The 13000-nt window shown below is 40.7% G+C and carries 15 protein-coding genes and 1 riboswitch; of the genes, 11 read left to right on the forward strand and 4 right to left on the reverse strand.

Features of this window, described 5'->3' with window-relative positions:
• The first annotated feature begins 170 nt into the window (after window positions 1–170).
• The 11 genes from ACHUFQ_RS12540 to ACHUFQ_RS12590 all read left to right on the forward strand — a co-directional run bounded on the left by ACHUFQ_RS12540 (window position 171) and on the right by ACHUFQ_RS12590 (window position 6800).
• Complete coding sequence (locus tag ACHUFQ_RS12540; RefSeq protein ID WP_394176044.1) at window positions 171–650, forward strand: hypothetical protein; 480 nt, start codon at window positions 171–173, stop codon at window positions 648–650.
• 153 nt (window positions 651–803) lie between these two features.
• Window positions 804–1190, forward strand: a complete 387-nt coding sequence (locus ACHUFQ_RS12545) for a VOC family protein (protein WP_169129203.1) — start codon at window positions 804–806, stop codon at window positions 1188–1190.
• A gap of 140 nt (window positions 1191–1330) precedes the next feature.
• Window positions 1331–2473: a serine hydrolase domain-containing protein gene (locus ACHUFQ_RS12550; protein ID WP_394176046.1), complete on the forward strand. Its 1143-nt coding sequence runs from the start codon at window positions 1331–1333 to the stop codon at window positions 2471–2473.
• A gap of 120 nt (window positions 2474–2593) precedes the next feature.
• The gene (locus ACHUFQ_RS12555; RefSeq protein ID WP_394176048.1) at window positions 2594–2860 is read left to right on the forward strand and encodes a BrnT family toxin; all 267 of its coding nucleotides are present in this window, start codon (window positions 2594–2596) and stop codon (window positions 2858–2860) included.
• Window positions 2847–3092, forward strand: coding sequence for a type II toxin-antitoxin system BrnA family antitoxin (gene brnA / locus ACHUFQ_RS12560; RefSeq protein ID WP_394176049.1), 246 nt, complete (start codon window positions 2847–2849; stop codon window positions 3090–3092). The genes ACHUFQ_RS12555 and brnA overlap by 14 nt, the downstream gene beginning before the upstream one ends.
• Before the next feature lie 576 nt (window positions 3093–3668).
• Window positions 3669–3890: a hypothetical protein gene (locus ACHUFQ_RS12565; RefSeq protein WP_394176050.1), complete on the forward strand. Its 222-nt coding sequence runs from the start codon at window positions 3669–3671 to the stop codon at window positions 3888–3890.
• Window positions 3891–4018: 128 nt separating this feature from the next.
• Complete coding sequence (locus tag ACHUFQ_RS12570; protein ID WP_394176051.1) at window positions 4019–4285, forward strand: hypothetical protein; 267 nt, start codon at window positions 4019–4021, stop codon at window positions 4283–4285.
• Between the two features lie 31 nt (window positions 4286–4316).
• A complete protein-coding gene (locus tag ACHUFQ_RS12575) occupies window positions 4317–4730 on the forward strand; it encodes a DUF3592 domain-containing protein (protein ID WP_394176052.1) in 414 nt (137 codons plus the stop codon).
• 150 nt (window positions 4731–4880) lie between these two features.
• A complete protein-coding gene (locus tag ACHUFQ_RS12580) occupies window positions 4881–5246 on the forward strand; it encodes a DUF2200 domain-containing protein (protein ID WP_394176054.1) in 366 nt (121 codons plus the stop codon).
• A gap of 121 nt (window positions 5247–5367) precedes the next feature.
• Window positions 5368–5592 (forward strand): DUF6429 family protein, encoded by a 225-nt coding sequence (locus tag ACHUFQ_RS12585; RefSeq protein ID WP_394176056.1) that lies wholly within the window; start codon window positions 5368–5370, stop codon window positions 5590–5592.
• An 857-nt stretch (window positions 5593–6449) separates the two neighbouring features.
• Window positions 6450–6800: a DoxX family protein gene (locus tag ACHUFQ_RS12590; protein WP_394176057.1), complete on the forward strand. Its 351-nt coding sequence runs from the start codon at window positions 6450–6452 to the stop codon at window positions 6798–6800.
• Between the two features lie 195 nt (window positions 6801–6995).
• Here the strand turns inward: ACHUFQ_RS12590 and ACHUFQ_RS12595 are convergent, their stop codons facing one another.
• From ACHUFQ_RS12595 to elyC, 4 genes are all read right to left on the reverse strand, one after another.
• Window positions 6996–9479 (reverse strand): ABC transporter permease, encoded by a 2484-nt coding sequence (locus tag ACHUFQ_RS12595; RefSeq protein WP_394176058.1) that lies wholly within the window; start codon window positions 9477–9479, stop codon window positions 6996–6998.
• Between the two features lie 38 nt (window positions 9480–9517).
• Entirely contained in the window at window positions 9518–10201 is a 684-nt protein-coding gene (locus ACHUFQ_RS12600; protein ID WP_394176059.1) for an ABC transporter ATP-binding protein, read from the reverse strand.
• Window positions 10202–10293: 92 nt separating this feature from the next.
• Complete coding sequence (locus ACHUFQ_RS12605; protein WP_394176060.1) at window positions 10294–11547, reverse strand: efflux RND transporter periplasmic adaptor subunit; 1254 nt, start codon at window positions 11545–11547, stop codon at window positions 10294–10296.
• Window positions 11548–11862: 315 nt separating this feature from the next.
• Window positions 11863–12618 (reverse strand): envelope biogenesis factor ElyC, encoded by a 756-nt coding sequence (gene elyC / locus ACHUFQ_RS12610; RefSeq protein ID WP_394176061.1) that lies wholly within the window; start codon window positions 12616–12618, stop codon window positions 11863–11865.
• A gap of 205 nt (window positions 12619–12823) precedes the next feature.
• A riboswitch (Lysine riboswitch) is annotated at window positions 12824–12994 on the forward strand.
• Window positions 12995–13000 lie beyond the last annotated feature (6 nt).

Raw genomic sequence — 13000 nt, forward strand, 5'->3', positions numbered from 1 at the left:
CAGCTAAAGCCTGGGTCTCACCTTACCCGAAAACGTTTTAAAAGAATTAAAAAAGATGGGATTATTATCCATACAAGTTACTCAAAAGGACGCAAAACGCTTGGCTTGTGCTCCTTCGTCGCTAATTTTAGCCAAGCATTTATGCGCCCATTAGTAAGGCGTTACATGCAATGAAAGTATCTGACCTACAGAATAGATTGATAGATCGATTGAAAGAACTTCTACCTGAATGGAAGTTTGTAAAAGGTAATCGAACCTTTAAAAGAGTGGTAGATGGCAATGTTTGGCATTTCCATGTTAGCTGTATTAATCATGAATCTGGTTTCGATTGCACTGGCGATGTTGCGGTAGAGTTTAAGTCAAAGACAGTCCAACTTTGTATAATTGGAGCAGAGCTTGGAAATATTGATGGGGTGGGCCAAAAAAGATTCTCTGTTAGCAATGCACAGCAGGCAACTGAGTCGGCTGACGCGATTTATAGCTACTTTGTTAAGGTCGGCATACCGTTTCTTGAAAAATACGGTGCCCCTAAAGAGGTCGTAAAAACATTAGAGGTAGGTGGTAAGGAGGCAATGCTGATCAGCCCAATTGCCAACCTACATAAGCAGCAAATAGAGAGTTTGGCGGGGTATTATGGCTTCAGCATGTAACAAAGCCAGGCAGTTTACTCCAGGCCTTCGGCCCTCCGCGGGACAGCTCACCTTGTGCACGTTTTGCGCAGGTCGCTGCGCTCCCATTCTTGCGCAAAACGCGCACAAGGTAAGCTGCCCCTGCTGGCGGCGTTAAGTTGCTATGGAGATAATATGCCGCTTAAGATTGATCATTTAACTTTTTTGGTTACATCATTAGAAGAAAGTATGCCGTATTACGATAAATTATTATCTTTAATAGGATTTGAAAAGTTACGGGATTATGTGTGGACAGATGGGGAAGGTTTTTTCTTTCAATTTGACCAAGCTAAAGCTGGTACAAGTGAATATGAAAGGTATGGAGCAGGCATGAACCATATAGGTTTCTGCGCGCCTTCACCTGAATTTGTAATTGATGTACAAAAACAGATGAAAGAGTCTGGTTTTTTGGTTCCTGAAACACAACATAGGGGAGATGCAGTCGCTTTGTTTATGAAAGATCCTGACGGTATTCGTTTTGAAATTACATATTACACGCCAGGAATGGCTGTAGTAGATTAGGGGTGCGCAACTTAACAAGTTGCTCAAACGGACAAAAAACAGTTGGCTTTTGCTCGTTCCTCGCTAATTTTAGCCAATTATTTAATTGCCGCTTAGCAAAGCGTTAGCCATACTCATCACTCATGGAGTCGGATTTAAAGATGAAAATGTATAAATACATTGGATTGATTTTATTAACATTAATTCAGACTGCATCAGCTAAAGATGAATTGTCGTTTAAAGACTGGCGAAATACTGCTATCAATTCAAATTTTTCAGGTGTTGTGTTAGTTGCTGTAGAGAATAAAGTCTTGTTTAAAGAAGCTTTCGGGTTGGCAAATAGAGAGAAGAACATACCTTTTTCCGAAGATACAATTTTTAATGTTGGCTCACTTACAAAACAATTTACAGCAACTGCAATTTTAAAACTGCATGAATCTAATAAACTCTCTGTCAACGACCCGCTTTCTAAGTTTTTTGATAATGTTCCCGATGATAAGAAAAAAATTACTGTACATCACCTATTAACACACACTGCTGGTTTTGTTGCTACCCGAGGAGGGGGTAGTTCAAATTTGTATGATGTTGTGACAAGAAAGGAGTTAATTGAAACTGCTTTAAAATCAAAATTACTTACTCTACCCGGGGAAGAATATAATTACTCAAATATTGGTTATAACTTACTCGCGATAATTATCGAAAAAATCACAGCGGATAACTATGAAAATTTTTATTATGAAAATCTTTTTGAACCAGCAGGTTTAACTGAAACAGGTTATCGTCTACCCAAACGCGCTGAAAATAGAGTCGCTATTAATTACGGTGCAGATCAAACTGCTTATCAACGGCTATTTTCTATTGAAGCAAAAAGTCTCCCCGTCGGAAGCCCTTTTCAGCATCTAAAGCTCGAGAAAGGCCCACGCTTTAATATGGAGGGTGCAGGAGGCATGTCATCTACTGTAGGAGACCTATTCCTTTGGTATATGGCTTTGAGTTCAAATTTGATTCTTTCTGATGAATCTAAAAAGCAATTATTTTTACCACACAATGCATCGTTAGAGAAAGAGTCCAAATCACATTATGGTTATGGTTGGGATATTAAGTCTACTGCTAGAGGAACATTACATGCCCAACACAATGGTTCAAATGGGTACTCTTTTGCCGAGATGCATTATTTTGTTGATGAAAATATTTTTATTGTACTAGCGACAAATGACATAGATGTTTATCCACAAGTTGTAATGGACGAGCTTTTATTACTAGTGGAGTCAGGTATGGCTAACAAGAAAATCAACAAGGACTAAAAAACAGCAGGCTGTTCGCTTCGCTCCATTTTAGCCCACTATCTTTAGCCTGTTATTTAGGCGTTAGCCATACTTATCTAAATCTTGCACAAAACTTAAAAAAGGTATACTTTTTACATCATGTATACTTTCGAATATGATCCCAAGAAAAGTGAAATCAATCTCGATAAACATGGTATCAATTTTGAGGAAGCTCAATCATTGTGGAATGATCCCGATTTAGTTGAGATCCCTGCAAATACAAGTGATGAACCACGTTCTCTAGTTATTGCTATCCACAAAGGTAAATATTGGTCTGCTGTAATAACTCATAGAACACCAAATGTTCGTATTATTTCTGTCAGACGTTCTAGAAAAAATGAGGTGGAATTTTATGAAAGCTTCTAAATTTGATAAAAAGTTTGATGATGGTGAAGATATTTTATCTAATCTTGACCTATCTAAAGCAAAGCGTACTACCCAAGAAACTAAGCGTGTAAATGTCGACTTCCCAACATGGATGCTTGACTCGCTCGACCGTGAGGCTAGTCGTGTTGGCGTAACTAGGCAATCTATAATTAAAGTCTGGCTTGCAGAGCGATTAGAACACTTGCAAAGTCATCAGGTAAAACATGACTAACAAGCGCCTAAACTCCGACAATGTAAAGTTGTTATGGTTTTGGCAAACAACGCAAAAAAGCCATGCCAACCATTGCGTGTTAGGCGGGCGTTATGTTTTTCAGAAGATTTGTTGAAATATTTAAGGTCGATGTATAAACCACCTGAAAAATTGCTTCACGCAAAATGCCATAAAATGGAGAAAATTGAGGTGAGAGTTTTACTTTGCAGGTTACTAGGTTCCGAGAGGCGAGCACATCCGGCATATGGTACCAAGAAACTAAAGCCTTACTTTTTACGCTTGAAGTGGAAGCGCATTAAAGTGGCAAATCACTATGAAAAAATTGGTGGCATTTTAATCCACAAGCAAAACAATGGGCGCTACCAGTTGGTAACAAATGGCCTGGGACTATTGCTCTTGTGAAAGACCGAGTGCAAATCAAAACATAACAAGAAGATAAAGGAAATGGACAGATTTACGTTGCCAAGATGTTCGTTCCTTACAGATTTTAGCCAACATTAATCGCGCCTTAAAAACGTTATAAGTTTCTCAAAAAGGAGTATTGAAATCGAATTTTTAACTAGTAAGAATAGTATTTTGCTACTTTTTTTTGTGTTAGCACTGTCAGGTTGCTCAACCTTAGATCTTAAACCTTGGTCAACTGAAGAATTTGTTGATGGTGTTATCTCTACAGCTATATCGGGTAAGCAAACTTCATATGGTAACGAAGCTACATGTAATCATTATAAAATGATTGGAGGTTCAAGTTATCGAGAATGGGTAAAAGATGGAGAAATTGCTTGTTCCTACAAAAGATAATACCTATACAAATCACTCAAAAGGGCAAATAACCGTTGGTTTTGCTTCTGCGTCACTAATTTTAACCAACATTTACTGAGCCCATAATACAAGCGAAAGTGTTCTTCAAATTAAGGTGTCATTAAACAATGGAAAATATGTTTGCGCATTATGGAATTGATTGGTTAGCAATGGCGTTAAGTTTGTACGCGGCATACTTACTAGGTAATAAACAAAAGTTAGGTTTTATTATTTTTGCAATTTCTAACGTGTTTTGGATAACGTTAGGCGTATTTTTTATGTCTAGTTATGGGATGGCAGTGGGTAATTTTGCGTTTCTACTTGTTAATATCCGAGGATTTATCTACTGGAATAAAGCGAATATCAAAGAACAGGCTTGTGCTTTAAACACGTAGCAAATTATTTAAAAGAAGGAAGATGTAAACAATGGATAATACAGAAATTATCATTTTAGTTGTATTTGGGGCTTTATTTCTGTTCGAGCTATGGGCTGTTATCCAATCCGTGCTGGCTAAGAGCTGGAGTACAACTAAAGGTGAATTACTAGAATCTGATTTAGATGTTGATTATCGAGGTGGAGCAACTGTTGCTATTAAATATTGTTATTCAGTTAATGGCAAAGCGTACACATCTTCTAATTCCGTTTTTGGTTACGTTGGTTATGTATTTTGGTACATCAGAAAATGGTACATCAATGAAGATGATTTAACCGTCTACTATAATCCTGAAAAACCCAATAAAGCGGTATTGGTTACAGGATTAAGAGTGTTTTATATTGTTGAGTTCATTCCATTTGCACTATTTTATTTTTGGTACTTAAAGCCAGCATATGGCATATAACCAACGCATTCGCGGATAAATTAATAACGTATGGCTTAGGTTGTCCCTTATTAATTTTAGGCAAGACTTTTATCCGGTTATATGACGGTAATGCGAAAGCTATCAGTTACAGGATTGCTAGTTACGTCGGTCAAAAGTTCGAGGAGAAAAATGAAAACGACTCAAAACCAAGACGAACAAATAACAAATATGGTGTTTTCAAAAATCTATCCACTCTATGTCGCAAAGGTAGAGAAAAAAGCCCGTACTATTAAAGAACTCAATGAAGTCATTTGTTGGCTTACTGGCTATAGTGAAGCTGCTCTGCAATCGCATATTGACGGCTCTGCCACATTCAAAGAGTTCTTTTCCGACGCCACTATCAATGCAAACGCAACGTTAATTACCGGCAAGGTTTGTGGTTATAACGTCGAAGAAATTGAAAATCCTATTACCCAGCAAGTTAGATATCTTGATAAGTTAGTTGATGAACTTGCTAAAGGCTGTGACATGAACAAGATCTTGCGTAGTGGATAGAATATACACAGCAAACGGTTAAAAAAGTTGGATTATGACTCGTTGTTCATTAAATCATAACCAACTGAATGTATTAGTTATTATGAAGCTGATATATGCCAATGAAATAAAGGTGATGGTTATGGATATCGATAAAGACAAAATTGACGAAGCTGCTTTAGCATTGATGTACCTTACGTTACATGACCACTGTCGAGCGTGGAAGCAAATTGACTGGGAAGTAACAGATCGACTACACGAAAAAGGGTTAATTTGTGATCCTGTGGGCAAAGCAAAGTCAGTTGTATTGACTGATGAAGGTCTTAAACAATCAGAAGAATTGTTTAAAAAACTGTTTTCAAAGTAAATGTTTTTTGCAGTTAATATGGTCATTATGAAATAGACAGTTAAAACTGCGCTTTATTGTTATACCAATCACATTAAATTATTGCTCACTCAGTGAGAGTTTAAAGGCTTTTAGGCAAGGCTTTGATTGCAGAGAATGGACGCTCCATTATCTCAAAATCGGTCAAAATCAGTAACGCAGGATAAATGCCTTTAAAACTCACCCATAGGGAGTTTATCAGAGGTCCATTTACGGCCCTATATTTCATTAATATAGAATGACTATATCAATAAAATCTATGTTGTAACTGAACTTCGGCCCTAACTCTGAGTTGTGCACAAACTTAATGTGATTGGTATTATATACCGTATCAGGGACAACAGCGATTCAACTTGAGCTCAAAGATGGTGCTAAAATCAGTTTAGGTACCAATGACCCGGATAACTTAGTTAGGGCTATTAAATCACAACTAAATAGGCGTTAACCGTATAGTTTTTAGCGTCAGAGAATGGATTTTTATCATGGAACGGCACTACGAATGTCAAAACTGCAGCCGTTTTGACGCACAGTGGGTATTACCACTAAGCAAGCGAAATATCACGCTAATGTTCATTCATTTTTTATCTTTTATTCTATCGCTAGTGTTATTTCTAACCGTACCTCAACCATGGCTTATAATTTTTATCTGGTTAATCTTTTCATTCGTATTTCGTAAGCTTTATCGACCAGGAAAAAGGTGTTTGTCTTGTGGGCACTTAAATAGGTAACCAGCTAATAATGTATGGGTCAACTAACATCAGGTTCGATTCTGGTTCGCTGCATACGTTCAAGTGATCATTTTCAGCCTTTTAACGAGGGTTGTTGCGCAAAGGGAAAAAATGAAGATTTTAAATATCGTATTAATCGCCTTTATCACGCTGTTAAGCATCGCTGCCGGTTTCGCAAAAGTCATGGAAATGCCACAAGAAGTTCAATTTCTTCAAGGGTTCGGCTTTAATTCGACACTCGTCATTGCATATGGATTGCTGCAAATCACTGGCGGTGTATTATTGATGCTACCCAGAACAATAAGGTTAGGGGCGTTGATTACGATATTTTCATTTGGATTGTCAGCCATTCTCATATTTATCAGCGGTAACACGATATTTGCATTTGCTTCGTTGTTACCAATTGCAATGACAGCTTACATTCTTTGGCAATCTGGTAAGTCACCTATAAAAAGTGCCTAAAATGACCGCCTCGGATAATAGGGATATAAGGTAGGCACGATAACCTTGTTCAGATTAATTTTCGGATCTCTTAGTAATGTATCGCATCTTAACTCGCGTCAATTCAAACCAGTCTATCGCTGTGAAAACTGCACGCGATCACCTCAAACACAACGTATGGGGCAGAATCAAAACGTCTACCCCTATTGGCATTATTTATTCATAACGCAATGCTTTAATCGGATTGGCTCGGGCTACGCGAATGGCGTTGCTGGCAACCGTTATCCAGGCAATACACAGCGCGAATAGGGCAGCTACAACTGACAAACCTAAGATTGCACTGGTATCGATACGGTACACAAACGCTTCTAACCAATCACTCATATAATAAAACGCGACGGGCCAGGCGATTAAACTGGCGATCATCACCGGCTTAGTAAATTGCCACATCAGCATTTTCACTATATCAAAAACTCCTGCGCCCATGACTTTACGAACGCCAATTTCCTTGGTTCGTCGGTCTGCGGTAAAACTTGCTAAGCCAAACAAGCCCAATGATGCAACCAGAATTGCGAGCGCGGAGAATACCGCAAACATCGTCGCTTGCCCTTGTTCGGCTTGATAAAGCTCGGCAATATTATCTTCGACAAAACTGTGAGAGAAAGGAATGCCTGGGATCTCCTGACGCCATAACGTTTTTACATCTTCAACGAGTTGCTCTGGAGAGCCCGTAAACCGAACACTAATGCTATTGGCAAATTCTGCAGATAGTGGATAGACCTCCGGGCGAATGGTTGCATGCAAGCTATTAAAGTGGACATCTTCGACGACGCCAATGATGACAAGCTCGACAAAAAGATCTTCTCCGGGATCGCCACGACCTGTGATCAATGTTTTACCTAAGGCACTGTCGGCATTGTCGAACCCAAAACGTCTCAGAGCTGACTCGTTAATGACGATGCTACCCGGAAAATTTTCACCGGCACGTAACTGCTCATCCGTTGGTGTGATATCACTGCGATTTTTATCGTAGGCGCGCCCGGCAATCAGGTTGATTTCATAGGCCTGGAAAAATCCATAACCTATGGCTCGTTGTCCGAGGATTAACGCATCTTCTTCGGGCATTTGTGGGGTACGCATGGTGGTATTGTTTTCATTAGTATTGCCCGGAGTTTCATTGGAATAGGTGATTGCCGTTACCTGTGGATGTTTTACTATCTCCTGTAACAACAATTCACGTTTATTGCTGGCTTCCTCACGACTGACACGGTTAATCACTAACATATTGTCTTTGTTAAATCCGGCATCCATTTGTTTGGCATACTGCATTTGGCTATAGACCACGCTAGTGGAGACAAATAAGCCTATGGATACTGCGAACTGAAAGATAACCAACGCCGCACGCAGCTTTAACGAGGCTCCGGTTTCGGCAGATTTATTAGCCTTAAGCACGGTAGCAGGACGAAAGCCGGACAAAATAAACGCTGGGTACAGGCCACTTAACACACCGACACTGGTTGCTAATAGCAATAGGCTGGCAATGGTGTTTAAATCATAGCTGACAGCCAGTTGCTGATTCAAAACCTCATTGTAAAAAGGTAGGGCTAATTCAACCATGGCAAACGCTAATATAACGGAGATGAGGGTCATTAAGACCGATTCACCTAAAAACTGAGTGATCAGATTGCGACGGGTGGCACCTAAGACTTTACGTAACGATACTTCTTTTGCTCGTTTTGCCGCATGGGCAGTCGATAAATTCATAAAGTTAATGCAGGCAATCAACAAAATCAGGACTGCAATGGCAGAAAAGGTGATTACCGTTGTTTTACTCCCCTGAGGACGCATTTCACCAAAGCCAATCGCATTAAGATGCAAATCCTGAATGTTCATCGCTGATAACTTGATAAAATCCGACGCTTTTGCATCATCGCCACCAATGGGCATTTGTGGAAAATTGCGGTTAGCAAAATCGTCAAATTGCTGATTAATGTCGGCCAGATCCTGAGCCCGATGAGTGGTAAAAAATAGCTGCGAATTTACCGAAAACCAGGCGTGGAACATATAGTTTTGTTCCTGCCAGGCGGTTTCATCAATGGCAATTAACGCCGGTAAATCAATTTGACTATTACGGGGCGTATCGGCAATGATTGCCGCCACCTGATAATCTTTTTTGAAAAAATTAAAATCCAGTGCAAGTACTTGTCCAATGGGATCCTGATCGCCAAAATATTTTTTGGCCAGACTTTCATTTAACACAATCGAGGAATTGTCCTGTAGTGCGGCTTCAAGATCGCCTTTGAGCACGTTAACACTGAATATTTTTGCAAAATCCGTGTCGACCAATTTGATTTGTTCAACAAATACCTGGCCGTTGTGTTCAATGGTTGGGCCCCAACCACCGATCCGTGAGGCGTACTCCACTTGCGGAAAATCTTTCTTCAGGGCATGTATTAAAGGCCCCGGGGAGCTGGAGGCATGCATCGGGTCCCTACCAGGTATGGCAAAAGTAATGTGTGAGCGATGAATGCGATCGGCATTTTCCCAGAAATTGTCATAACTGGTTTCGTGCTTAACAAACATCATGATTAACGCACAGGCCGCCAGACCGATGGCTAAACCAATGATGTTTATCATTGAAAATAATTTGTTTTTAAGCAGGTTACGCCAGCCGGTCTGAAAATAATTGGTTAATAACATAGTTTTCTTCCTGTAATTCTATTTTCAAAATCGGATGTTTAAGACACCGCGCGTAAATCTTGAACAACGACTTCGCCATCGAATAGATCAATCACACGATCTGCGTATTCGGCATGTTCAGGGGAATGGGTAACCATAATTATCGTGGTACCTTCTTTATTCAATTGCTGAAGCATTTCCATTACTTCGCGACCATGTTCACTGTCAAGGTTACCGGTAGGCTCATCGGCAAGGATCAGGCTTTGTTTACCGACAACGGCACGCGCGACGGCAACCCTTTGCTGTTGACCACCAGATAACTGGCTTGGCATATGTCTGGCGCGATGAGAAATACCAACTTTTTCGAGAACTTGCGCGACACGCTGTTTGCGTTCGGTTTTGGAGATATTGTGATAGAGCAGGGCAAGCTCAACATTCTCTTCTACGCTTAACTCGTCGATTAAGTTAAAGCTTTGAAAAATAAATCCGATATTCTTCTTACGAATATTGGCCAGCTGACTTTCACCGTACCCTGCGACATCTTCCGAGTTAAAATAATAATGGCCTTCACTCGGGCTATCTAACATACCTAAGGTATTTAACAACGTGGATTTGCCGCACCCGGAAGGCCCCATAATGGCAACAAATTCTCCCTGTTTAATATCAAAACTAATATTATTCAAAGCGGTTGTTTCTACTTCTTCGGTGGTGAATCGTTTGCTTAGGTTTTTAATCGCTAGCATGATTGTTCTTCCTGTTAATAATTTGAGTTACTTTCTGTTCTAAAAGTGCCAGGTAATGGCGCTGTGTTTTGTTCCATGGTTTAACGGATTCTTTAAGATTTCAGGTTCAAACGCTCCATATCGATAAAGCTCGCATAGGGAGAGGTGATCACTTTTTCGTTTACTTCCAGCCCTTCGAGCACTTCAATAAATCGATTGTTTCTTCTGCCTAAGCGAACATTTCGGCGTATCGCATTGCGGCCATCTTCGCTCACCACAAAAACCCAGTGACCACCGCTGTCCTGGTAAAACGCACCATTTGGGATAAGTGCTATCTCGCTGGGATCGCCAAGTGTTAATTTAGTTTGCAGGGTTTGGCCGCGGCGGATACCGCTTGGTTGGTGGTCAGTAAAAATCAAATCAATGCGAAACTGACCATTGTTAACCTGAGGATAAATTTTAGAAATGCTAAGAGCGTAGTCTTTGCCGTTGCGGGTTATGACAGCGCTTTGACCTAAGTCAATGCGTTCGAGGTAAAACTCATCAATGCTTGCCTGTAGTTTAAAGCTGTTGGGATCATCGATCTGACCAATACGTTCGCCGCGCTCAATCGATTGGCCTATCTCAATATCAAAACCTGACAGTTTGCCTGCGACAGGTGCCGTCATATTGAGGTTTTCCATATTCTTGCGAGCGAATTCGAGGCTATCGTTAAGTCGCTTACCGGTTTCCTGTAAAAATGAGAATTGCTGCTCTTGCAGACGAGTGTCGGTTTTCTGGCTTTCGAGCGTGACCCGTTTACGCTGTTGGTAGTATTCCAACAGATCTTCGTTTTCTCGTAGGGCGCTGTCTGAAATACTGCCTTGTTGGTAGACGATGCGCTCCCGTTCAACCTGACGGGTGAGACGTTTGATTTGGTAATCAATCTCGATTAGGTTGCGCTTATGACTGAGTTTGTTTTGTTCCAGTGACAGCTCAATACTGCGCATATTGTTGAGTTGCTCGGTTACCGCCGCTTCATTGCGCATGACATCTAATTGCAACTGGGTGTTTGATAGCCTGACAATCGGCTGACCAGGTTTTACTAGCGCGCCATCTTCGATAAGTACTTGTTCAACCCGGCCACCTTCAATGGCGTCCAAGTAGAGGGTTTTCAACGGCGTTACTTTACTGCGAACGGGAATGTAGTCTTCAAATACCCCGTTTCTAACAGTGGAAATGGTGACATTTTGCGGACTCACCGCTAATGATTTACCGGTATGTTGCGCCGAGTATAGTCGGCCAACAATGGTGATGGCCGCAATGGCAAGGATCACGATAGCGATGTTTCGCCAGGGATAGGATTTACGTTCTATTTTTCTGTCCATGATGCAATCTATTTTGATGATTATTGGCAACTAGTGAGTAAAAAACTCACTAAGGTTAATTACCTGAAATAGATAGCAGTATGCGTGCCAGAATTTTATTTCGTTATATTACAGTTGGTTACCGGTGGTATGGCTAGGTTTCAAAACTGAAACAAATGTAAATGTTGTGATATTTACTATTAATTGGTTAAATCTACCAAATACTATGGTTGCCCGTATCTGTAAATTTGATAGGTTGAGCGTAACCGATTTAAGGTGAAGGTTATTGATTGCTGACGTGGTTAACAAACGCCGAATGAAACACAGCAGCGCGAGTTAACTGCGCAGCCATTGCCAAATCCGCCCCAGGGTTTCATGCCAGGCTCGTTCAGTTTTGGAAATATTGGCGGCATCAGGAATAAAGTTAAACCAGACACTGGTGCCTTCTGGATCTTTGACTAAAAATCCCGTCGGTGCAGGAATTGGATGGACATTCTGGTCGATAAAATACTGCATCGCCCGAGGCATGTGGTTAGCATTGGTGACCAGAACAAAGCTGGTTCCTTTTACCAGAGGTGCGATCATTGCCGCTTCATCAGCCGTATCTCTGGGTTCTGAAATGGTGATGATTTTATCCGCGGGTAAACCTAGCTCAACAGCCGCCTGTTTGAGTTTATTCGCGTTGGAAACCTTATCGTACGGGTTATATCCGGTGGTAATGAGGGTTGCCTGAGGTTGGTCCCGTAAAATGCGCATACCTTCAGTGAGTCGCTGCAGTGCGCAATTTTTAAGCTCTTGCGATGGGTGCAAGCGTTTATCTGATGTATGTCCACAACCGAGGACGACAACACTGTCTATTTTTCCATACTGATTATTAAATACCGGATACGACTGTTCATATTGAACTATCAGTTTGTCGGCGACTGGCATAAAGGAGATTATTGCCAGTAATAGTGTGCCGGAAATGGCAAAGCCTCTGGCGAGTGCCGGGCGCTTTTTAAATAGAAGGATACCGAGGCACAACAAGATGATCACGATGGGTAAAGGCATGAGCAGACTGCCGATAATTTTTTTTAGTATAAAGAAATCCATTACATTCCCTTGGCAATTATTTGATTAAACTATATGTAATAGCTTAGGTTTTTTCCATTTAATCTCTGTTTCAATGAATAAAATATCGACAATAAACCGCTAATTTTAGTTTTTTTGTTTAGACGTCTATCTGTCTATTGCAATCGAAATCTATTTCGGTTTTAATAGGCTCGTTATTTACAGGTCGATGTTGATTGACCTGTAAACAACCAGAAGAGGTGCATTCGCCAGGTAGATAATCTGAGGAACCATATCCGTGGACGATTATTGAGGGGGCGCATTGCCGAGGGTAATACAGATATGGCGCTGTATTGCTCGGGTGTTAAGGTTGAATCCTTGCAACTGTCACCATTTGTGGTGGAGGGCTTCTGGCTGATAGGTA

It is taken from the genome of Thalassotalea litorea (assembly GCF_043642205.1).
Lineage (GTDB): Bacteria > Pseudomonadota > Gammaproteobacteria > Enterobacterales > Alteromonadaceae > Thalassotalea_A > Thalassotalea_A litorea.